The following is a 22,876-nucleotide window of genomic DNA, read 5'->3' as shown; positions in this document are numbered from 1 at the left end:
AAGCGAAAAAACTAAGTGAGCAGTGCAAATGCATCAACCTTTAATGGGCATTCATTGAGGTTTTTGGCATAATGCGCGGCCGAATTAGAAAAAGTATACAGCGCTTACACATGCCTACTATTAATAACGTATTTTCATCAGACGGCTTACTTGCCAAAACCATCCAAGGTTTTGTGCCGCGTGACGCTCAAACTGAAATGGCGAAAGCGGTGAAGCATGCGATTGATACCACAGGTAGCTTAATTGTTGAGGCTGGAACTGGCACAGGTAAAACATTCGCTTACCTTGCGCCTGCGTTGTTAAGCGATGGCAAGGCGATAGTGTCAACAGGCACCAAAAATCTTCAAGAGCAGCTGTTCCACAGAGATTTGCCTCTGGTAAAAAAGGCACTTGGTAGTAAAAGAAAAACGGCCTTGCTGAAAGGTCGCGCTAATTACTTGTGCCTTCATCGACTGGCACAGCACGGTGGAAATTCTACGCTGGTAGAAAAAGAAGTATTAGGACAACTTTCTGAAGTTAAGCGTTGGTCTAGCAGCACAAAAAGCGGTGATATGGGCGAGCTTAAAACCCTCCCAGAAGATGCAAAAGTGCTGCCTCTTGTTACCTCCACCGTCGACAATTGTTTGGGACGAGACTGTCCAGATTATGAAGATTGTTATTTAGTAAAAGCCCGCAGAAAAGCGCTAGACGCCGACATTATTGTGGTAAACCATCACTTGTTTTTCGCCGATATGGCGTTGAAAGACACTGGGTTTGGCGAACTCATTCCTGAAGCCGATGCAATCATATTCGACGAAGCTCACCAAATTCCAGATATTGCGAGTGATTACTTTGGCGAGTCTCTTTCTACGCGCCAAATTCACGATATTAGCAAGGACATAACGCTTTTATTTAGAACTGTATTAAAAGATGCGGGTCAGCTAGATAAAGCGGCTGATAAGTGCAGAATGATTGCGTCAGATTTACGCTTACTGTTTCCTGATACACCTGAGCGTGGGAATTGGGCTGAAGCACTCAATCGCGATGATGTACGAATGCAGGTGGGCAAACTCGCTGAAGCATTGGGCGTTTTACATGAAGTCTGCAAACTGCACATTGGCAGGGATAAAGACTTAGACAATATGTATGAGCGTGTAGTGGCGGCTCGCGAGCAACTAGATGCGTTAAGTGACGACAAGCAAGAAAACGTTAGCTTGTGGTACGAGACCACTCAGCGCCATCTTATTATGCACTTAACGCCGCTTTCTATCGCTGCGAAATTTCGCCGCTTTGTGGCCTCACCACCAAGAGGGTGGATTTTCACTTCTGCAACGCTCATGGTTAATGGCGGCTTCGAACATTTTCAACGTCGCATGGGTCTTGAAGAGGCGAAAACACTTGGCTTAGATAGTCCGTTTAACTATCCAGAGCAGGCTATGCTATGTGTGCCTAGGTATTTGCCTGAGCCCAATAGTTTTTCTATGCGTGAAACACTGTTGCAAACGGCTAAGCGCTTGATAAAAGCGAGCCGCGGTCGCTGCTTTTTATTATTTACCAGCCACGCTATGCTTCGCGAAATTGCTGAAAAGCTAGAAGATGAGGTAGACAACCCTCTGTTGGTGCAAGGAACAACCACTAAGCAAGCGCTGCTTGACGCTTATCTAGCTGATGAAAAAGCGGTGTTAATGGGAACGGGGGCATTTTGGGAAGGTGTTGATGTACGCGGAAACGATTTGGTGTGCGTGATGATTGACAAGCTACCTTTTGCATCGCCAGACGATCCTTTACTGCAAGCGCGTATGGAAGATGTGAAAAAGCGTGGAGCAAACCCTTTTGCAGTCATTCAGATCCCGCAGGCGGTCATTACGTTAAAACAGGGTGCTGGACGACTAATAAGAGATCCATCTGATAAAGGTGTATTGGTTATTTGTGACAACCGCTTGGTAACAAAGCCTTATGCCAAAACGTTTGTAGGAAGTTTGCCTGATATGAAGCGTACGCGCAGTCTCGACGAAGTAGAACGCTTTTTAGCAAACATAGATGATAAATAAGTTACAGAGATAATCATGAATATCTTAGCAATTGATACTGCTACTGAAGCGTGTTCAGTAGCACTACAGCTTGAAAATATTACCGTGTCGCGTTTTGAAGTTTGCCCCCAGCAGCATAGTCAACGCTTACTACCTATGGTGGATGAGGTGCTAAAAGAAGCGGGAGTCTCATTAAACGAGCTCGATCTGTTGGCATTTGGTCGCGGTCCGGGAAGCTTCACGGGCGTAAGGATAGCCACTGGCATGATTCAAGGTTTGGCGCTTGGTACAGGCCTTGAAGTAGCTGGTATTAGCACGCTAGAGGCAATGGCCCGAGAAGTTGCAGCATCGCTTAACAAAACAACGCCTACAAACAATTCAGCACAATTTATTGCAGTAGCATCAGACGCACGTATGGGTGAGGTGTATTTTGCAGTATACAAAACCGACGGCAATGCACTAACGCTAGAAGTAGCAGAGCAGGTGTGCCCCCCAGAGGCAGCGTTGGAACAAATGGCTGCGATAGCAAATAAACAAGTTGTTGTGGCAGGAACGGGGTGGAGCGCTTATGAGCCACTACAACAATGGCTTCAAAGTCATTCTGCTACACCAGAAGTTACCGTTACGTTGCCTAATGCCATCTTTATGTTGCCATTGGCGAGTATGGCAAAAGATCGCGGCGATGTATCAGACGCAGTAAATGTCGAGCCCGTTTATTTACGTGATAAGGTGACGTGGAAAAAGCTACCGGGAAGAGAATAACAGCAATAATAGTTTTAAGACTTTGGCGTGATTCTTGCCTTTACTAGCGCTGTATGAACATCAATACTAGTTTTTCCATACCTTCATCTGACGGTAGTCAGGGAAGGGTAGCAAAAGTAACTAAAGACCCTCAGCAAAGTAGTAAGGGTCAAGAAGAATCGTCTACGCGGGCGATCGTTGTGGCACCTGATGAACAGGGTACCGACAATGCAAAAGCGTATCAGCAGTTTGTTCGAGAGGAAGGTAATGCATACTCTCAACAAGCCATTGCGTCTTATACCAGCTTTGAAAAGCAACAACAGCGTGAATCAATTCAATCAATGTTTGGCGTAGACATCTACGCCTAACGCAATTTCTATTTGAACAAATCCATACCTTAACTATCTAAACAATTCGGTCTTACTATCACTATTGTTATTTGTGCTGGATTTACGGTAACGAAATTTATAAAAATGTAAGATTGAGGATGTAGTTGTCGCCAATAATAAATGCTACTGTTATGTTATTGTTTTGGCATGTTTTCTCACATTGATTTTAAGAGATAAACAATGTGACGTTGTGGTCTGAATATGCAGTTTAGGCATAGTAAACGACCGCAATGTCTATTAGGTTATCGTTGGAGCGCTAAAATGTCTCGTTACTTAATTCTATTAGCCGTCGTCATTTTCTCAGGGTGTGCTATTGTGCCCGAAAACATTGATGTGCCAGACGGAACCCCATTGGTTTCATATTCTAAAGCGGTAACATCGGGTGCAACTGTGCAAGGCCAAAAAGCCCGTTGGGGCGGCCTTATTGTTGGTGTAGAAAATAAGCCTTACAAAACGTATATAGAACTTGCTCACTTCCCGCTAAATCATTATGGCAAGCCCAACACAGGCGGCGAGACATCAGGGCGATTTAAGGTGCAAATCGACGGATTTGTTGACCCCATTGTGTTCGAAGAAGGTCGCGCTGCCACGTTTTTAGGCACAGTCACGTTACCAACAAGCGGCTTAGTTGGTGAGCAACCCTATATTTATCCCACAATAATCGCCGACGACTACCACATGTGGCGCAAGCGTGATGTGTATGAAGTCGATACTATGTTCTTCAATTACCACACAGGCTGGTATTCACCTTTTTATGGCCCAGGGCCCTTTTTTGGCCCATGGGGAAGCCCTTTCTATCGTCCGTGGGGAAGCCCGTTTTTTCACCCGGGGTTTAATAGAACACGCGTTATTCGATATCAAAATGCCCCAAGCCGCTCAACAATGCCAAAGGGAAAGCAAACCAATAATCAAGGCCGTAAAAAGTCGACGGCTCATCCAATTCGTTTAGATAAACAAAAATAGGTTTAGTTGAAAGCGGCAGATGTTTGCCGCTTTTTTCTTATTGTGCGGCAAAAATTGTGTGGGTGTTGACTGCGATCTTGCCACTGAGAGGGAGTTAAAATGATAGAAACTGTGCTTTCGGCAGGTGATTTAAAGCTAGCTGCATTGGATAATCAGGTTGATGGACCTGTCGTTATTGGTTTACACGGCTTTTTAGATAATGCTGAAAGTATGAAGGTACTTGCTCCTTATTTTAAGGCGTATCGCTATATTGCTGTAGACTTAGCAGGGCACGGACGTTCGCAGCATCGTCCTTTAGGTACGCACTACAATCAAGCTGATTATATTCAAGACCTTTACGCGCTTTTGCAATCCGAGCAGTTTAGCGATGTTATTTTAGTAGGGCATTCCCTTGGCGGTATATTGGCATCGATGTTTGCAAGCTTGTTTCCAGAGAGGGTTCGTGCTGTCGTAAGTATTGATGCGTGTGGCCCTCTTGTTGAAGATGAAAGCACTACGCAACAGCAAATGAGAGACGCCATTATCAATCGTTTTGAGAAAGGGCAAAGCCAGCCTCGTCCCGTCGATTTAGATAGGGCAGTAGAAGCTAGATGTAAAATTTCAGATATACCTGCTGTTGCTGCCAGAAGTATTTTAAGTCGTAATCTAAAAGAAGAAGCTGATGGCCAGCAGTTTTGGTCTTCAGATTTCCGTCTTAGAACAAAATCTATATTGAGGTTGACGGAAAAACAGGCAGAAAACTTATTGCGTGCTATTGTGTGTCCTATGCTAATAATAGGCGCTTCAACTAGTTTTAAAAACTTGGAAGCCAATTACCCAAAAAGAGCGTCGTGGTTTAAAAATGCTCGATATGAACAATTAGTAGGCGGGCATCATATTCACATGGAAAATACCGAGGATGTAGGCGCCTTAATTAGCCAATTTGTTGAGCAATTGTAAATTGCATCGTTTATTTTTTTTTACACATCCTATACTATTCGCAAGTTATCAGACCAGTTATGTTGGTGGTGATTTTTAGTACACCAACCAATGAATAAGAATAAAGAAGAGGAGGTTTTGGTGGAAAAAACCTGGCTTAAGCATTACGACCCTCGCGTATCCGCTGAAATTGATGCCGAGCGCTATGCGTCTGTAGTAGACATATTCGAGCAATCGGTAAAGAAATTTAAAAATAAAGAAGCCTTCATTAACATGGGGCACTCTATTACTTTTGAAGAGCTTGATACGTTGTCTGCCCAATTTGCAGCATATTTGCAGTCAAGCGGTTTGAAGCGCGGTGATGCTGTGGCAATTATGATGCCTAACCTTCTTCAGTACCCGGTAGCAATGTTTGGCATTCTACGTGCGGGTATGGTTGTGGTTAATGTTAACCCGCTTTACACAGCACGCGAACTTAAGCACCAGCTTAACGATGCAAACGCGAAGGCTATTGTAATAGTCGAGAACTTCGCTTGTACACTTGAAGAAGTGATTGCAGATACTAATCTGCAAGAAGTTTTTCTTACCTCACTCGGAGATATGCTTCCAGCACCTAAGCGCTGGATAGTAAACGCGGTTGTGAAGTATGTTAAAAAGATGGTGCCAGCGTTTAATCTTCCAGAAACCACTTCATTTACCGCGGCGGTTAAGAAAGGCCAATCGCTTACTTACACTCGCCCAGATATCAGCAATAACGACTTAGCGTTCCTGCAATATACCGGTGGTACTACTGGTGTTTCGAAAGGCGCTATGCTTACGCACCGTAACATGGTTGCTAACCTTGAGCAGGTTTCAGGCATTCTCGAGACTGTTATTGAGGAAGGGGAAGACTTCGTGGTTACTGCGCTTCCGCTTTATCATATATTTGCACTACTAGCGAATTGCCTGATGTTTGTTAAGTACGGTTGTCGCAACCTACTTATTACTAACCCTCGTGATATGCCCGCATTTGTTGATGAACTTAGCAAATATCCGTTCACCATTTTACCTGGTGTAAATACGCTGTTTAACGGATTACTAAACACCCCAGGGTTCGACGAGCTTGACTTCAGCAAATTCAAGTTTGGTCTTGGCGGTGGTATGGCCGTTCAGCGCCCTGTTGCAGAAAAGTGGGAAAAAGTTACGGGCACTGTTCTTCTTGAGGGCTATGGCCTTACAGAATGTTCACCTGTAGTGGCAGTAAATCCACCACAAATTGAAGCCTATAAAGGCGCTATTGGTATGCCTGTGCCTTCAACAGACATCAAGCTTTTAGACGATGACGGAAACCCTGTTGAAAAAGGCGAGCCAGGCGAAATGTGGGTAAAAGGCCCGCAGGTAATGAAAGGCTATCTGAACCGTCCTGAAGCAACAGAAGAAATCTTGAAAGATGGTTGGCTTGCTACTGGCGACATTGCAACCGTAGATGATGAAGGTTACTTCTATATTGTTGACCGTAAAAAGGATATGATCCTTGTGTCGGGCTTCAACGTGTTCCCTAATGAAATTGAAGAAGTGGCTGCAATGCATGATGATATCGTTGAAGCGGCTGCGGTAGGGGTTCCACACGAGGTTAGCGGTGAAGTTGTTAAGCTTTTTGTTGTAAGAAGCAACGACTCACTAACGCCAGAAGATGTTATTGCGCATTGCCGAAATCATCTGACGGGCTATAAAGTGCCAAAACAGGTTGTATTTAAAGACGACCTGCCTAAAACCAATGTAGGTAAAATTCTACGTCGTGAGTTAAGAGACTAATTTCTCTGAATTAGTATACTTAAAGCCGGCGTTTGCCGGCTTTTTTATTACTGTGTCTGAATATGCAATATCAATTAATAACAACATACGAACAACTAGAAAAAGTCTGCATTGCAGCACAGCGTCAAGAAGCCATAGCGCTTGATACTGAATTCGTACGAACACGCACGCTTACTCCCCATCTTGGCTTAATTCAGCTCTACGATGGACACCAATTGGTGTTAATAGATCCACTTGCCATAGAGAACATGCAGCCTTTTGTCTCGCTTCTCGAGAATGAAGCTGTTGTGAAGGTGTTGCATTCGTGCTCTGAAGACTTGGAAACTTTTTTAACGGCTTTTGGCACACTCCCTTCACCCATATTCGACACCCAATTTGCTGCAAGCGTATTAGGCAAAGGGCCTACGTTGGGTTATGCAAAATTGGTTGAAATGCTGTGCGACGTATCACTTGATAAAGGTGAATCACGCACCGATTGGCTTGCAAGGCCTTTACGTGAAGCACAGTTAAGCTATGCGGCTAACGACGTGCTTTATCTTTTACCATGCTATCAACAGCTTGCCTCAGCAATTCAACAAGCAGGAAAAGTTCATTGGATATTTGATGAAATAGCACTGCTTGGGGCAAAAAAGCGTGCACAAATGCCCGAAGATTTTGCTTATCTACAAATTAAGAACAATTGGCGTTTGAATGCCGAGCAGCTAACCGTATTACAAGCACTCGCCGCATGGCGTTTGCATACTGCGCGAGAAAAAGACTTAGCATTAAACTTCGTTTTTAAAGAAGGTCATTTGTTTGAAGCTGCGCAGCGTTTGCCAGACAGTAAAAGTGGGCTTTCCCGCATTAATGGCATTAATCATCAATCAATTAGACGCTACGGCGACACCATTATTTCGCTTATTGATGATGCAAGAGCTAAATACGCACAAACACCCGAAAATCTGCGGTTGCCTGTGGTACTTCGACTCATTGATGTTCCAAAATATAAGAAGAGCCTTAGCGATTTAAAAGTTATTTCAGAGAAAATTGCCGAAGAAAATGGCGTAAGTTCTGATGTAATTGCGTCTAAAAAACAGCTAAATCAGCTTTTGAAGTGGTACTGGTTTCAAGTTGATGAAACGCGTGTGCAAGGGCTTATGCCAGATGTGCTTTCAACCTGGCGCGCGCCGCTGTTTATGCCACATGTAAAAGCGCTTCTTGGCGACGCGCCAGAGTAATTATTTTTCTACCTTATAATCAATAAGAGACAAGAGATTCACTATGTTATGTGCGGTTTATAAAACCAACAAAAAGCAAGGAATGTATTTATACGTTCCAAAGAAAGGCCACTTTGAAGATGTACCTGAGGCGCTAATGTCGCGCTTTGGCGTGCCTGAACTTGTGACAATCATTGCGCTTGAGAAGCGTGAGCGCCTTGGCGGTGTCGAAAAGGACAAGCTGATAGACGCACTTAATGAGCAAGGTTTTTACCTGCAAATGCCGCCTAAAGAAGACAATTTGCTAGAGAAACATCGCGAGTCACTTGGTCTTAGTAAAAACCCTGATAAGAAGTTTTAAGGTTTTATGCATTTACGTTTACAACAGTATTTACAGTGTGGCCTTACAATTCACCTAAGTCTTTTATGTAAAGCCGTAGTTTCCCTGTCTTTATTCTTAAGCGTTTTCTCCTTGGCGCATGCACAACAAAGCGACGACGAGCAGTTTGCCAAGTTCGAACAATATGTTTCAGCTCTTCGCATTGAAGCGCAAGAAAAGGGTTATGAAGACGCGCTTATCGACGAAGCGTTTGCTGACATCACTTTTCGACCTACCGTTATTAAAAGTGATAAAAATCAGCCGGAAAGAAAAATAACGCTAGATAGTTATTTGTCTACCCGAGTGCCAGATTGGAAGGTTAAGCAGGCTGTAGCGCTTTACGAAGAGAACAAAGACTTATTAGAGCGTGTTGCCAAAGACTATGGTGTACAGGCTAGATTTATTGTGGCGCTTTGGGGCAATGAATCTAACTTCGGTAAAATTCAGGGTAATTATAGTGTGTTGTCTGCTCTTGCATCATTGGCTTTTGAGGGGCGCAGAGAAAAATTATTTAAAGATAACTTTTTTGCCGCGCTTAACATTTTAAATGAGGGGCATGCAAAAGTAGCTGACTTTAAAGGTTCTTGGGCTGGTGCCATGGGGCAAACCCAGTTTATGCCCATTTCTTTTTCCAACTATGCGGTCGATTACGATGGCGATGGTAAAAAGGATATTTGGAATACCAAGGCCGATGTTTTTGCATCAATTGCTAACTACCTTTCATCAGAAGGTTGGACCGACAAAGGCACGTGGGGACGGCAAGTAAAGCTTACTCAGCCGGTTTCAATTTATGGTTTGTCTAAGGCAAATATGAAGCCACTGCGTTTTTGGCAAGAGCAAGGCGTTAAGCGTTTTGATGGGCGCGACCTTCCTAAAGTAGATATAAAAGCATCACTGATAATACCTGACGGTGAAGATGGTCGAATTTATTTAGTTTATAACAACTTCCACACGCTAATGAAATGGAATCGTTCATCGTATTTCGGTGTTTCAGTGGGTTATTTGTCTGAAAGAATAAAGCGAGGTTATTAATGCAGTATTCACATAAAGATATGCAGGGAAACGATATTGCATTGCCTACGGGAAAAGTGATGTGTATCGGTCGTAACTACCTCGACCACATTGCAGAAATGAACTCGGCGGTCTCTGAACAGCCCTTACTCTTTATGAAGCCCTCGGCGGCGCTATGTGCCCTATCACAGCCAGTAGCCATTCCAACTGGCAAAGGCGAATGTCACAACGAATTAGAGGTGTCGGTACTGCTTAAGTCTACGCTTAAAAATGCAAGCGAAAAAGAAGTGTACGACGCTATCTGGGGCATTGGCCTTGGCTTAGATTTAACGCTGCGCGATGTTCAAGCTAAACTGAAAGCAGACGGGCAGCCGTGGGAGAGAGCGAAATCATTTGATGGCAGCGCGCCGCTTTCATGCTTTATTCCTATCGATCAAATAACTGAGCTTGATGATTTACATTTTTCATTAACCATTAATGGTGAAGTAAGGCAGCAGGGGCATACGGCGTTGATGCTGCACAAAATTGTGCCGCAAATTGCCCATATGTCGAGCGAATTTAGATTAGATGCTGGTGACGTAGTGCTTACAGGCACGCCAAAAGGGGTAGGCCCTTTGTTCGCAGGTGATAAAGTTAGCGTGGAGCTAAAAGGGCATCTGACCTTAGATACCGAGGTAATTAACGAATGACACAGGCATTCTGGGAAACTAAATCGTTAGAGGAAATGACCCAAACTGAGTGGGAGTCGTTGTGCGATGGATGTGCGAAATGTTGCCTACACAAGTTCATAGATGACGAGAGTGTTGAGGAATATTCACCTACCGATCACATAAAAGCGAATGAGCAAATTCACTACACCAATATTGTCTGCTCTTACCTAAACACAAAAAAGTGTGAGTGTACCCAATATGCAAGGCGCACCGAGCTTGTGCCTGACTGTGTGAAGCTTACTAAAGACAACCTTAAAGATATCTTCTTTATGCCTACCAGTTGTGCATACAGGCGCTTACACGAAGGAAGAGGGCTACCGTCGTGGCATCCATTGCTAAACAAAGGTAAAAAGCATGCGATGCATGCAGCAGGCATGTCGGTACGAAACAAAACGGTGTTTGAATCAGATGTAGACTTAAACGAGTTTGAAGACTATATCGCCATTTGGCCGCTAGAAGACTTAGATTAGAAAGCGCAGATCAGAAGAGCGCTTCTTTTAGAAAAGAGATGGAAGCAACGGACGCTGGTGCTTGATTTAGTCATTAACAATGGCGTAGAGCAGGGCGTCTCTGCCAAAAATACGCTTACGGCATAAACCTTCTTTAACACCACCAATTCGCTCGGCAACGCGCAAACTGGCCTTGTTGTTGGGCTCTACATAGCACTCCAGTCGGTGCAAGTTCATTTGTGAAAAGGCCAGCTTCTTAAGCGCTTCACAAATTGCCGTGGCCAGCCCTTTTCCACATGCCTGCGGACTTAACCAGTAACCCAAATTAGCTGTTAGGTGCGTGTGGTTAATGTAGTTGATAATGCCCATACCCAAACAGGTTTCATCGTGCATAAGTAAATAGGTTAACCCGTAGCCGGTGTCACGGGCCTTTTCCATATTCTCTATACACTGCTTTGCTAATGCTGGTGTTACAGGGCAAACAGAGGCACCAAACCAGGGCTTAACATGATGAATAGATTTTTGACCTGCTTCACACAACGCATCGCAATGTTTATGCGCGATGCGTTGTATGGTTACTGGACCTTGCTCGGTGTGGATAGGGGGTAGCCGAGAGGGTAAAATGGATAAATCAATCAAAAGGGCTTTTTATCCAATAGGCGGCACGCAAACACGATAGCAAATACTGCAAAATACGCAGCAAAGATTATTTGCATCCACTCAGCCATTCCCATAGAAAGAAACTGCCAGCTATCCTCCATACAGTCCCCTTCAGCTGCAAATACAGCGGGGATCCATTCGTGCAGCTGTAGCCATGAAGGGAAGTTAGGAACAATTTCACAACTTGCAAAAAACGGGTTAGCAGCATTTAAAATGCCAATGTGTTCTTTTGCAATAAGAAAACCCCAGCCAGCAGACACTGCCCAACCGGCAAAACCTATCATGCGAGTAAGGCCATTGTTTTTAAATAAAACAATGAGTGCCGAAAGCACAATGCCATACATAGCTGTGCGCTGATAGATGCACATGATGCAAGGCTTCAGGCCCATGCCATATTGAAAATACAGCGCAGCAATTTCTAAACCAAGAGAAGTAGCAAAAAGCACAAGCCATGAAGACTTGTGCTCTGCCCATTGGCTAATACTTCTAATAAGTGAACGCATTAATTAATGCCCCACCGCTTTCATGCCAGCTTCAGCGGCAGTGTGGTGCTCAATTAAGTGCATGTCGTAAAGCACTTGTGTTGCATCTGCAAGGCCAAGGTAAGTTGCTAATAAACCCACAATGGTTAGTACTACCGTGTACGGAAGCGCCATAATTACCATGCGGCCATAAGATAGACGAAGCAGTGGCGCAATCGCAGAGGTTAACAAGAACAGGAATGCGGCTTGTCCATTTGGTGTAGCAACACTTGGTAAGTTTGTACCCGTGTTAATAGCAACTGCTAACATGTCGTATTGGTCACGCGTAATTTGGCCTGCTTCTAATGCAGCCGTTACTTCAGTAATGTATACGGAACCAACAAATACGTTGTCGCTGACCATAGAAAGTACGCCGTTGGCTAGGTAGAACATAACCATTTGCGTTTCACCTTCAAACGAAAGTACCCAGTGAATAACAGGTTGGAATAAGCCTTGGTCGATAATAACGGCCACGACCCCGAAGAAAACACATAGCAGTGCAGTAAAAGGCAGTGCTTCTTCAAACGCTTTACCAAGCGCATGTTCTTCAATTACACCACTTGCCGATGTAGCAAGTACAATAACCGATAGGCCGATAAGTCCAACTGAAGCCATGTGTGTAGCAAGACCTACAATTAGCCAAATACCAATAAGTGCTTGAACGATAAGTTTGGCGCTCTCGCGTTTGCTGCGACCTTTGTCCATATGGTCGTTGTAATCAACAAGGATTTGTCTAACAGCAGAGGGTAGCTTGGCGCCGTAGGTAAATAGGCCAGTCTTCTCTAGAACAATGGTGGTTAATAGACCGAATACGAAAACAGGCAGCGTGACAGGGGCCATGCGAATAAAGAATTCTACGAAGTTCCATCCCGCTTTGTCTGCAATAATTAGGTTTTGTGGTTCGCCAACCATCGTCATTACACCGCCCAGCGCCGTACCAACCGCTGAGTGCATCATAAGGTTGCGAAGAAAAGCACGAAAGTCTTCTAAATCGTGGCTGCCCAGTTCATCATCGCTGGTGTGGTCATGGTCTGAATGAAACTCCTTGCCCGAAGCCACTTTATGATAAATAGAATAAAAGCCTAAGCCTACGCTTATGATTACCGCCACAACGGTAAGAGCATCCAAGAAAGCTGATAAAAACGCTGAGGCAACGATAAAGGCCAGTGAAAGCACAAGTTTGTTACGTACTTTTATAACCAGTTTGGTAAACAAGTACATCAGCAGGTCTTTCATAAAATAGATACCTGCAACCATAAATACTAAAAGAAGCAATACTTCAAGGTTTACCTCAATCTCATGCATCATATGTCCGGGCGAGGTCATCCCAATAAACATGGCTTCAATGAGTAACAATCCCCCGGGCTGCAGTGGGTAGCACTTTAGCGCCATTGCCAGGGTGAATATGAACTGTATAACAAGAGTCCAACCTGCAATGTAAGGGTCAACCATAAAAATGATTGGATTTACAATGAGAAAGGCAATTATGGTTTTCTTGTACCAGTCGGGCGCGTGTCCCAGGAAATTCTGATAGATCGCCGCGATCATTGAAGTTTGCATGAGTTCCTGTTCCTTTTACAACAAAGCACACGTTTTTGTGTAACTTTACATTGTGTATTTCCGGTTATTGCATACGTAAACCGCTCTGAATACGCGATATTTTTCGAGTTTAAGCGATTTCGCTGCTGTCATTATAGACGGAATTTAAGCGTACATGATATTAACGCCTTGAGAAAGCAATTCACAGACCCCACCCTGTGAAAGTACCTGAATATTTGTCTAATTTTCAAAATGTTGATCATTTAGGCGGTAAATGCTCGTGGCAATGCTCAATAAATGCACATTATGAGAAATGAATGTGGTAAATGTACCGGTTTGTTTTAACAAGATGTTAAAACCTTTGCTGGACGGCGCATATTTCATTGTGATAATAAATGAGCATCTGGTACAATCAGTTACAAAATAACAATAACGTGCAGGCGATTAGTTATGATTTATAAGGCGCAGAGTCCCGCTGGATTCGCCGAAGAATATATTGTTGAGTCAATTTGGAGCGGACGCTTTCCTCCAGGCACCATTCTGCCTGCAGAGCGAGAGTTATCTGAGCTCATTGGTGTAACAAGAACAACATTACGTGAAGTACTTCAGCGCTTAGCGCGTGATGGCTGGTTGACTATACAGCACGGCAAGCCAACAAAAGTGAATAACTTTTGGGAAACATGCGGCTTGAATATATTAGAAACGCTTGCCCGTTTAGACCAAGAAGGCATTCCCGAGCTTGTCGATAACTTGCTTGCTGCGCGCACAAACCTAAGTGCAGTATTCATCCGAGGCGCAATTCGTAACAATCCTCAAGAATCAGCAGCAATTATTGCGCGTTACAAGGATGTTGAACAAGAGGGGCTTGCATTTGCTCAGTTCGATTATCAAATGTCTCACGACCTTGCGTTAGCGTCGAACAACAACGTATTCGTTCTAATGATGAATGGGTTCAGAGGTCTTTATTCACGTATTGGTGGTTTCTTTTTCGATTATCAGCAAGCGCGTGATGTAGCTAACAAATACTACGCAGATCTTCTCGAAGTGGCAGAGAAGGGCGAATACGACCGTGTGCCTGTTGTTGTGAGAAAATATGGTATTGAGAGCGGAAAAGTTTGGCAGGAAATTCGCGATGACATGCCCAAAGACATCGTAGACTAACAATTACATTGTTAGCAAATGAATACATTTATAAAGGCGCCTTAATGGCGCCTTTATTGTATCTATCGCTTTTTGAGCGTTGACGAGACAGTGTATTCGCAGTTCATCACATCTTGTAACATTTAAATATTGCAGTACCGTAGAAGTTGACCAGTAACCGCTAGAACGACATTATTATTTGGATATACTGAATCCAAGAACAAAAAAGGGCGTGCGTCGAGCGCTTTGATATATAGGAAAGATGATGAAACACTTATGGATAGCCGCTGCTGTTAGCGGTCTGCTAGCGGGTTGCAGCGCAGAGAAGCAGCAGGAACCAGCCAACACCATTTCTCAACAACAGGCACCTAACGTGATGCTTAACACCGATGTACCTGCGCCAGTTGCTAAAAAAGTGCCGTTTGAAATGACGGCACACGGTATTAACCGTACCGACAATTATTATTGGATGAGAGATGACTCTCGCACAAATAAAGAAATATTAGCGCATTTAGAAGCTGAGAATGCTTATGTTGAATCGGTGCTAAGCCCGCTCAAAGAAACGCGAGAAAAGCTTTATGAAGAGCTTGTCTCACGCATTGAGAAAGACGATTCAACGGTACCTGCTTTTTACAATGGGTATTGGTACTACACGAGCTACTCGGGTGAAAACGAGTATCCTATCTACCTACGTAAGTCTACCCTAGACAGCGATCCAGAGGTATTACTTGATGCCAATGTGATGTCTGAAGGGCATGATTATTTTAGTATTGGTGATTACTCAGTAAGTGAAAACAATGAGCTGTTAGCTTATTCACAAGATACCCTTAGCCGTCGTATTTACACTGCATATGTAAAAAACCTCAAGACAGGTGAAAAACTTAATGACGTTTTAGAAGGCATATCTGGCACTATTCTTTGGGCGAACGACAACACGCACCTGTTTTACGTAAAGAAAGACCCTCAAACCCTTTTGGGTTATCAAGTATATCGCCATAAATTGGGCACTCCTCAGACTGATGACGTATTAGTTTACGAAGAGACCGATGAAACGTTTTATACGTTTATTGGCAAGAGTAAAGACGCTGATGAGATTTACATCTATCACAGCAACACCGAAAAAACGGGTGTTACGATTATTGATGCAAATAACCCGACGCAAGCACCTGAAATTTTCCTGCCTATCAAAGATGGACAAGAATACAGCGTGGCGAAGCTTGGCGATGAGTATTACGTGCTAACAAACATTGATGCCAAGAACTTTAAGGTAATGAAGGCTCCTGCAGAGACAAAAAACGATTTGTCGACGTGGGAAGAAGTCGTGCCTCATCGTTCTGATGTATTTGTGCAAAGTATTGAAGTGTTAGCGAATCACCTTGTGGTGAAAGAGAAAGAAAACGGCATGCTCCGTTTGGTGGTTCACAATATTGAAACCGGCGAACAGAAAGTGTTACCAACGCAAGATCCCATCTACGGCGCATATTTCAATGCCAATACTCAAGTAGATACCAATGTACTTCGTATTTACTACAGCTCGCTTACTACACCTGGCTCAATACTAGACGTAAACCTAGACACTTTTGAAACCAAGGTTATGAAGCAAACCCGTGTTTCTGACACATTCGATTCAAACGAATATGCGTCTGAACGTGTAATGGTTGACGCAAGAGACGGCACGCAGGTTCCGGTTTCACTAGTGTACAAAAAAGCACGCTTTAAGAAAGACGGTACAAATCCTCTTTACCAATATGCCTATGGTTCATACGGCTCAACGGTAGAGCCAACCTTCAGAAGCAGTTGGGTATCTTTGCTTGACCGCGGTTTTGTAGTTGCTATTGCCCATATTCGTGGTGGTCAAATGCTTGGCCGAGAGTGGTACGAAGACGGGAAAATGGAAAACAAAGTTAATACGTTTACTGACTTTATTGATGTATCTAAAGGCTTGGTAGCTCAAAACTATGCCGACAAAGACCGCGTATTTGCTATGGGCGGCAGTGCTGGCGGCCTACTTATGGGGGCCATTGTAAATATGGAGCCATCGCTGTATCGAGGTGTGAGTGCACACGTGCCGTTTGTTGACGTAGTAACAACTATGAGCGACCCATCTATTCCGCTTACAACCGGTGAGTATACAGAATGGGGTAACCCAGCAAGCAAAGCTGAATTTGAATACATGCTTTCTTATTCACCGTACGACCAGGTTGAGGCTAAAGGGTACCCCAATATGCTGGTCACAACTGGTTTACATGACTCTCAGGTGCAGTATTTCGAGCCAATGAAATGGGTGGCTAAGTTAAGAGAATTCAAAACCGACGATAATTTGCTTCTGTTCCAAACTAATATGGAGGCCGGTCATGGTGGTGCATCAGGGCGCTTCAAGCGTTTTGAATCTACTGCACTAGAATACGCGTTCGTAATGCATCTTGCGGACGTAGAGCTATAACGTTGTCAAAGCATTATAAATAATGCTCAATAAATCATGCTTTTAGATGAAAGCCCGAACTAAATGTCGGGCTTTTTTTTATTTTTTCGTTTTTTAGTATGCGGTTTCTAATTGTTATGCGTAAAGTTAAGACATAGTGTTAAAGAACACTCAAATTTAGCATTCATAGGAGCTGAAAAATGACTACTACAGAAACAATTAAAGGCAAAATCAACGAAGCTGAAGAAATGGCTCGTAAAATTTGGTTGGCAGGTCTTGGCGCTTATGGAAAAAGCGTAGAAGAAGCGCAAGGTCGCTACGAAAAGCTTAGTGAAGAAGCGAACAAGATGTTCGACGATTTGGTAAGCAAAGGCGAAACCCTTGAAGAAGACGCTCGCACTAAGTTTAAATCAACAACTAACGACGTCGAAAACCGCGTAGCAGACGTACGTAAGAAGCTTGGTCTAGATTCAGAGCCTGCAGATCAGCGTATTGAAGAGCTTTCTGCAAAGATTGACGCGCTAACTGAAGCGGTAGCTAAGCTAGCTGCAAGTAAGTAATGCTGATGGGCACCTTGCCCGTCTTTATTTACTGTTCAAAATACTGCACTAATTCTTAGTGCTTTGTAGCGGGCCATGTGCCCGCTAATATTTTCCCCAATCTCCTTGTTAGGAGGCGTTATGAGTACAAAGACTACTGATAAAGATGCCGCTGCAGTTGCAAATGCACTTGAAGGCAACGTGTCATCTTCAATTAAATCTTCACCGTTATTCGGTTGGCTAGCCGCCGGTTCAGATCTTATTGCAGCTAAATTAGATACTGCTGCAGGTATGGTAAGCCAGCGAATAGACGATACCCATGAAGCAATTCAAACTATGCAGGCGAAAGGCCTTGAAGTTGAAAGTGAATTAAAGCGTACGCTCAATCCGATGGCAATTGTCGATACCGCGCAAAAGATAGTGCTGGGCAACCCAGTGGTAAGTGCGTTATCGGGAAGTAAAAAGCGTCAGAAAAAAGACAAGCAGCTTGCATTACTTAACGCAAAAGTAGATTTACTGGTTGAGCAAGTGGCCCTTTTAGCTGCCAAAGAAGCTGCAGCCAAAGCATCTGAAAAGGCTGCTACTAAAAGTACTACAAAGAGCGCAGCCGCTGCAAAACCTGCTGCTAAAGCTGCTACAGCTAAAGCGACTGATGCCAAAGCAGCAACTACAAAAGCGCCTGCAAGAAAAGCATCGACGACGCGTAAAGCAAGTACCACTGCTAAACGCAGCACAAGTACCGCAGCTAAGAAAACAACGTCGGCGTCTGGCACCGCTTCTAAGCGTGCAAGTACATCAACACGAAAAACAGCGGCGAAAACGCAAGATACTAGTGCTAACGCAGAGAAAGGCGAGGGCTAAAACGCCGAACGCATTATTTGCTCACGATGAAAAAAAGCAAGCGCTAACGCTTGCTTTTTTGTGCCTGGATTTTGGGTATATGAACTTTTTGTATATGAACCTAAGCGCTATTGTTTTTTTACCCACAAATTTTGATGCTTTTTGTACCCAAAAAAGTCATGCGGCTCCCAAAAGCTGGGTACTAAGTCTTCAACTGCATCTGAGCTTACATTACTTGAAAGCTGATTAATTATTTCCATTAAACGTTCTTTGCCCATTCGCATAAGCTTTTTCCTATTGCCTTGGAAATATAAATTGCGCGCCTTTGGTATCACTTCCATTGCGCCGCTGCTAATGTAGTTTTGATTTCGAGTTACCACTTTACAAGTAGGCTCAGCAGGGTTGCTTGGGTTTAAGCCAGTTACAATAGCGCACTCGAATTGATTTTTTTCGTAACCCTTTTCGTTAACAGGAATGAAGGTTACGCCGAAACCTTGCGGGAAATAGCCAACAATATCGATGAAATCTTGGGCTAGCTGTTTGTTTAAACTTCCTTTCTTGGCTAGTTGCTCTATAAGCATATAGCCCTTCGGTAGGCTTAATCTTGTGTAGTCGGGTTTTGTCGACAGTACAATTGACACGTAAATTTGTGGAATTTTAACAAGTTCACCTAAACCTGTTTTTGAAATAAATGCGTCTTTAACCACGGAAAGTAAAAATGCATGGGCATCTTTTTGCTTTGCATTAAATGCTTCTCTTTCTGCCTTGTCATTGCCGATATAAGTTGGGGTACCCAAACCTTCCGACAGGTACTTTAGCGTATTGTGAAAATTTATTTTAAGCAGGGATTTTCGTTGAGTCTCTTCAAGCAGTCTGAATTCGTCAAGATCACCATTTTCCCCTTTTAAAATGTTTAGCGCATCGGGGCAGTGCAACCCAACATCCTGCAGCAATGCGGCGGTAATAAGGGGTGTTGCAAGCGCTTCCTTCCACCTTGTAAAGCCCTCTTGTTCGTCATCGAAGCGTGACAGCGTATTTTTGTATTTCGATAAATAGGTATGTGCAACTGTTTTATGTCGCAAAAGCTTATCAACCAAACGCAGTGTTAACACTGCTTTATAAATAGGTTTGTAGCGCTGATGTATTTTCGCAAAGTTACCTTCATTACCGCGAGTAAGCAGCAATAATGTCCCCAAAAATTTTGCGCTTAACAGCTGAGTTTCGTCAAAAGAGTCACCCTCGCAAAGTTGAACAATCTTATTTATAACCGCCTGCAACCGCTCAAGTCTCCCATTGCGGTCACTATTTAATAGCGCGGTGTTTTTTTTCAATTTAGCTTCAAGCTGCTCTTTGCTATCCGATTCTTTTTCAGTCGCGTTAGCTAGCTGCGCTTTTAATGTTTGTATTTGTTTCTCTTGTTCTGGGGCAGAAGAAAAATAGTGACGTGCATCTTCAAAAATAGAGCCGTACCCCGCTTCTTGTGGGTATACCATATTTATGAGTTGCTTTACCTGCTGCGTATACATGCTGTCAGGGTTTGGGGGATGTACGCTCACCGGAGTCCTTAACTAGGCTGTTATCTATTGAAGGTCTTACGATAAGCGTTTGCTGTCAGTCTTACTATATTCAGTAAATCTTAAACTTAGGCGTGACCAAGCTCTACCGCTTCTCGTTTTTTCAGCTTTGTTAAATGATAGCGTAAGTTTTCACTTATTTTAGTATTTCTTTTAATAACATGCAGTTGAGGCCACGACGCTCTCTCACCACTGGTAATAAGATTTTGAATGCTTTCTTGCGTAGGATTAGATAGCACTTGCGACAAGTTTCTAAGCTGTCGCTTAGGAAGTATATTAATGTTCCCTACGTACTGTTGGTCAATAATAGAGCGTACTTTATGTATAGCCAGCTTTGCGCTTTTGTTGCCTGTAAGTCGTTCAATGATATCAATGGCAAAAATGCTGTTCGACTTAGCCAGCTGGCCTAAGTGCCTTGTCGACATATCCCATAGTGAATTTGGATCTACACGATTGTTCGATATAAAAGGAACCGCCAAAGGGTTGGTTTGGCTTACAATACTGTGGTTAACACCATAGAGTCGCGCTAAGCGCTCAAAGGGAAGGTCTGCCATCAACGAGCCATCGGCGAAACGTCTGTTGGGAATATAAGGCACAATTTCACCGCTTTGCGTTTTCGCTCTAAGCTGTACCGGACTGAAAATGACTGGCACTGCACACGATGCACGAACAGCTTGAGCAATAATGGCGTTTGGCGATGTTTTAGCGTTTAGTAATCTTGAGTGTTGGTGTAGGTCGGCAGGGGATACTGTAACGGTAATATGACGACCGGTTTTTTTGAACGCCTCTTCAAACGTCGTTAAGTCGAAAAGTTCAATTAGTGCGTTTTCAAGTACAGAGCTATCGAACAAACTCTTCTTACCTAAACCTGCGAAACTGCGCCAGTGCTTAAAAGTTTCATAAATAAATTCGGCACTTAAAGATTCAATCAGTTCGTCGTGGTTTCGTGTGCCAAGCATGGCGGCAATAATAGAGCCCGCGCTTGCTCCTGAAACAACGGTAGGTAATAGGCCTTTTTCGTTTAACGACTTTACAACGCCTGCATGAAAGAAACCCAAGCCGGCGCCACCAGATAGCATTAAGCAGCTACGCCCAAACGCGTGAGCGGTTTCTTCAAAAAAATATAACTTTTCGTAGAAATCGACTTCGTTTTCGTCTGCATTAAAAATTTGTTCTAAGGCAAGTGTCACTTCATCAATAAACTGTTCAATGAGGTATTTTGTGCCAATTTTACAATGGCTGAGCAGTATGGGATTGGCAATATTGCCTAAGTTGCCATGAAGGCCCTCGTGTAATATAGACATAAGCGCGTGAATATCGCCTTTGCCTCGCGCAATTTGAAGTCGCTGAACACGCTTGCGAATGAGCAGGTGGTCGTAGTTGTCACTCTCGTCTGTGGCTTTCCATTCTTCAGCACCCGATAACGCATCATGCGCTAGGCACGCCGCTTCATACTCATCGTAACTTTGTGCATGCTCGATGTCGTGCTCTATTTTTTTTAATCGCAAATCGAATACTGCCATGGCAACTACCTATTCAGTTTGAAAGACGCTTCGCCCAGCGGTCGCATCTTTGATCATATTTCACTGTATGCACAAAAGTTAGAATCTACTACCTAATTGGTACGTTCTCGTCACAATCATTATTATTTAGCTGTATGCAGCATTGTTTTCAATCAACAATTAGCACTAATTTTACTTTTTACATTGACCAAATCCCAACCACTCAGTAGCCTGAGTAGTAGAATAATAAAATCGGACCACTTGTTCGCAGTATGGAATGGAATTTTGAAACGCTAAGCCTTTTATCAATCCCGTTGATAAGTGCCGTTGTTGGCTGGCTAACTAATTACCTTGCGGTAAAAATGATGTTTTACCCTATAGATTTTGTGGGAATAAAACCCATTTTTGGCTGGCAAGGGCTCATTCCTGCAAAACGTCGGCAAATGGCAGAAATTGAAGTTGAGCTTGTGCTTGGTAAGTTGCTTAGCGTTGAAGAGCTTGCTCAACGATTAGACCCTGACGAGCTAACCAAAGCCATAGAGCGAAGACTCAGCCAAGTCGTGCGCAAAGTGGTGAACGACGTAATGGCTGAATCCGCACCTCAGTTATGGGCAGCCCTTCCGGTTCAAGGGAAAAATCTTGTTTATCAGCGTATAGAAAACGACATTCCAAATGTTGTGCATAAAATGGTGGATGACTTCCAACACAATATTTCGGAAATTCTCGATATTAAAGAGCTTGTGGTTGAGCAGCTTGTCAATTCCCCTGAACTCATAAATGAGATTTTCTTAACGGCGGGCAGCAAAGAATTTCCGTTCATTGTAAAAAGCGGCTTTTATTTTGGCTTTTTGTTCGGTTTGCCCACCATGCTGTTGTGGTACTTCTATCAGGCGTGGTGGATTTTGCCACTGGGCGGTCTTTTGGTAGGTTACGCCACTAACTGGATTGCAATCAAAATTATCTTCGAGCCAAAACGCCCGCGCAAACTAGGGCCAGTTACTATTCAAGGTATGTTTTTAAAACGGCAGAAAGAAGTATCACAGGTTTACGCGTCTATTATAGAAGAAAAGCTGATAACGCCGAAAAATATTACGCACATAATTCTACATGGGTCCGGTTCAGCTCAGCTGCTAGAGCTAATTGAATTACACGTTAATGATGCTATCGAGCGATACGTGTCTATCGCACAGCCTTACTTCGCGTTGGGCGTTGGCTCGGAAAATTATCACAAAATGAAATCGCTAGCAGTACAGCAAATTTTCGATCATTCTGATAAATACTTACTTTACGCGTTTGATTACGCCAACGGCGCACTGCATGTTGGTCAGGACCTTAGTGAGCGTATGCAGGCATTGTCGTCAGAAGAGTTCGAAGGTGTGCTTCGTCCTGCGTACCAGCAAGACGAATGGAAGCTTATTGTAACAGGCGCACTGCTGGGTATGTTGGCAGGCTTTGCGCAGCTATATTTTGTATTCATGTAGCGCAACACCAAAAAGCCCCAGCGGTTAAGGATGTTGCGGTACGCTAGGGCTAAGTTATTGGTATACGCTCTTTGGGTTTTGGTGCCACTAGACGTAGCT

21 protein-coding genes are annotated in these 22,876 nt (G+C 43.6%); 16 read left to right on the top strand and 5 right to left on the bottom strand.

All coding sequences use genetic code 11. From position 1 onward, the window contains the following. The first annotated feature begins 110 nt into the window (after window positions 1-110). The 11 genes from ACGHAV_RS13835 (at window position 111) to ACGHAV_RS13785 (ending at window position 10,580) form a co-directional block, all read left to right on the top strand. Window positions 111-2,030 carry an ATP-dependent DNA helicase gene (locus ACGHAV_RS13835; RefSeq protein ID WP_390381776.1) on the top strand — a complete coding sequence of 640 codons (1,920 nt, stop codon included), beginning with the start codon at window positions 111-113 and terminating at the stop codon, window positions 2,028-2,030. 15 nt (window positions 2,031-2,045) lie between these two features. After that, window positions 2,046-2,771 carry a tRNA (adenosine(37)-N6)-threonylcarbamoyltransferase complex dimerization subunit type 1 TsaB gene (gene tsaB, locus ACGHAV_RS13830; protein WP_390381773.1) on the top strand — a complete coding sequence of 242 codons (726 nt, stop codon included), beginning with the start codon at window positions 2,046-2,048 and terminating at the stop codon, window positions 2,769-2,771. A 53-nt stretch (window positions 2,772-2,824) separates the two neighbouring features. Then, a complete protein-coding gene (locus ACGHAV_RS13825; RefSeq protein WP_390381771.1) occupies window positions 2,825-3,118 on the top strand; it encodes a hypothetical protein in 294 nt (97 codons plus the stop codon). A gap of 282 nt (window positions 3,119-3,400) precedes the next feature. After that, entirely contained in the window at window positions 3,401-4,102 is a 702-nt protein-coding gene (locus tag ACGHAV_RS13820) for a Slp family lipoprotein (RefSeq protein ID WP_390381768.1), read from the top strand. A 99-nt stretch (window positions 4,103-4,201) separates the two neighbouring features. Next, complete coding sequence (locus ACGHAV_RS13815; protein ID WP_390381765.1) at window positions 4,202-5,041, top strand: alpha/beta fold hydrolase; 840 nt, start codon at window positions 4,202-4,204, stop codon at window positions 5,039-5,041. A 120-nt stretch (window positions 5,042-5,161) separates the two neighbouring features. Further along, window positions 5,162-6,814 (top strand): long-chain-fatty-acid--CoA ligase FadD, encoded by a 1,653-nt coding sequence (gene fadD / locus ACGHAV_RS13810; protein WP_390381762.1) that lies wholly within the window; start codon window positions 5,162-5,164, stop codon window positions 6,812-6,814. A gap of 62 nt (window positions 6,815-6,876) precedes the next feature. Next, window positions 6,877-8,031, top strand: a complete 1,155-nt coding sequence (gene rnd, locus ACGHAV_RS13805) for a ribonuclease D (protein ID WP_390381759.1) — start codon at window positions 6,877-6,879, stop codon at window positions 8,029-8,031. 43 nt (window positions 8,032-8,074) lie between these two features. Continuing rightward, the gene (locus ACGHAV_RS13800) at window positions 8,075-8,371 is read left to right on the top strand and encodes a YcgL domain-containing protein (protein ID WP_390381756.1); all 297 of its coding nucleotides are present in this window, start codon (window positions 8,075-8,077) and stop codon (window positions 8,369-8,371) included. A gap of 6 nt (window positions 8,372-8,377) precedes the next feature. Next, window positions 8,378-9,421: a lytic transglycosylase domain-containing protein gene (locus ACGHAV_RS13795; protein WP_390381753.1), complete on the top strand. Its 1,044-nt coding sequence runs from the start codon at window positions 8,378-8,380 to the stop codon at window positions 9,419-9,421. Then, entirely contained in the window at window positions 9,421-10,089 is a 669-nt protein-coding gene (locus ACGHAV_RS13790) for a fumarylacetoacetate hydrolase family protein (RefSeq protein ID WP_390381750.1), read from the top strand. Before ACGHAV_RS13795 ends, ACGHAV_RS13790 begins: the two co-directional genes overlap by 1 nt. Further along, window positions 10,086-10,580: a YcgN family cysteine cluster protein gene (locus tag ACGHAV_RS13785; RefSeq protein ID WP_390381747.1), complete on the top strand. Its 495-nt coding sequence runs from the start codon at window positions 10,086-10,088 to the stop codon at window positions 10,578-10,580. Before ACGHAV_RS13790 ends, ACGHAV_RS13785 begins: the two co-directional genes overlap by 4 nt. A gap of 66 nt (window positions 10,581-10,646) precedes the next feature. Here the strand turns inward: ACGHAV_RS13785 and ACGHAV_RS13780 are convergent, their stop codons facing one another. From ACGHAV_RS13780 to nhaB, 3 genes are read right to left on the bottom strand one after another with little or no spacing between them, the layout of a single operon-like run. Continuing rightward, window positions 10,647-11,198, bottom strand: coding sequence for a GNAT family N-acetyltransferase (locus tag ACGHAV_RS13780; RefSeq protein WP_390381744.1), 552 nt, complete (start codon window positions 11,196-11,198; stop codon window positions 10,647-10,649). Next, window positions 11,195-11,722, bottom strand: coding sequence for a disulfide bond formation protein DsbB (gene dsbB, locus ACGHAV_RS13775; protein WP_390381741.1), 528 nt, complete (start codon window positions 11,720-11,722; stop codon window positions 11,195-11,197). Before dsbB ends, ACGHAV_RS13780 begins: the two co-directional genes overlap by 4 nt. Window positions 11,723-11,725: 3 nt before the next feature. Beyond that, window positions 11,726-13,300 (bottom strand): sodium/proton antiporter NhaB, encoded by a 1,575-nt coding sequence (gene nhaB / locus ACGHAV_RS13770; protein WP_390381738.1) that lies wholly within the window; start codon window positions 13,298-13,300, stop codon window positions 11,726-11,728. A gap of 429 nt (window positions 13,301-13,729) precedes the next feature. Between nhaB and fadR the strand changes: the two genes are divergently transcribed. The 4 genes from fadR (at window position 13,730) to ACGHAV_RS13750 (ending at window position 18,241) form a co-directional block, all read left to right on the top strand. Then, complete coding sequence (gene fadR / locus ACGHAV_RS13765) at window positions 13,730-14,440, top strand: fatty acid metabolism transcriptional regulator FadR (protein WP_334014794.1); 711 nt, start codon at window positions 13,730-13,732, stop codon at window positions 14,438-14,440. Window positions 14,441-14,684: 244 nt separating this feature from the next. Beyond that, window positions 14,685-16,862 carry a S9 family peptidase gene (locus ACGHAV_RS13760; protein ID WP_390381872.1) on the top strand — a complete coding sequence of 726 codons (2,178 nt, stop codon included), beginning with the start codon at window positions 14,685-14,687 and terminating at the stop codon, window positions 16,860-16,862. Window positions 16,863-17,041: 179 nt separating this feature from the next. Further along, window positions 17,042-17,401 carry a phasin family protein gene (locus ACGHAV_RS13755; protein WP_334014795.1) on the top strand — a complete coding sequence of 120 codons (360 nt, stop codon included), beginning with the start codon at window positions 17,042-17,044 and terminating at the stop codon, window positions 17,399-17,401. Between the two features lie 120 nt (window positions 17,402-17,521). Further along, window positions 17,522-18,241 carry a hypothetical protein gene (locus ACGHAV_RS13750; protein WP_390381734.1) on the top strand — a complete coding sequence of 240 codons (720 nt, stop codon included), beginning with the start codon at window positions 17,522-17,524 and terminating at the stop codon, window positions 18,239-18,241. A 107-nt stretch (window positions 18,242-18,348) separates the two neighbouring features. On the opposite strand, the gene ACGHAV_RS13745 is transcribed toward ACGHAV_RS13750, so the two are convergent. Continuing rightward, window positions 18,349-19,776: a hypothetical protein gene (locus tag ACGHAV_RS13745; protein ID WP_390381731.1), complete on the bottom strand. Its 1,428-nt coding sequence runs from the start codon at window positions 19,774-19,776 to the stop codon at window positions 18,349-18,351. Between the two features lie 86 nt (window positions 19,777-19,862). Next, a complete protein-coding gene (locus ACGHAV_RS13740) occupies window positions 19,863-21,317 on the bottom strand; it encodes a DUF3336 domain-containing protein (RefSeq protein WP_334014797.1) in 1,455 nt (484 codons plus the stop codon). A gap of 251 nt (window positions 21,318-21,568) precedes the next feature. Here ACGHAV_RS13740 and ACGHAV_RS13735 point away from each other — a divergent pair, with 251 nt between their 5' ends. After that, window positions 21,569-22,777, top strand: a complete 1,209-nt coding sequence (locus ACGHAV_RS13735) for a DUF445 domain-containing protein (RefSeq protein ID WP_390381728.1) — start codon at window positions 21,569-21,571, stop codon at window positions 22,775-22,777. Window positions 22,778-22,876: the final 99 nt, after the last annotated feature.

This window comes from Alteromonas sp. MTD1 (genome assembly GCF_042848195.1).
GTDB lineage: Bacteria > Pseudomonadota > Gammaproteobacteria > Enterobacterales > Alteromonadaceae > Alteromonas.
The sequence above is the reverse complement of the archived record's forward strand: the minus strand, read 5'-3'. Positions and strand labels throughout refer to the sequence as shown.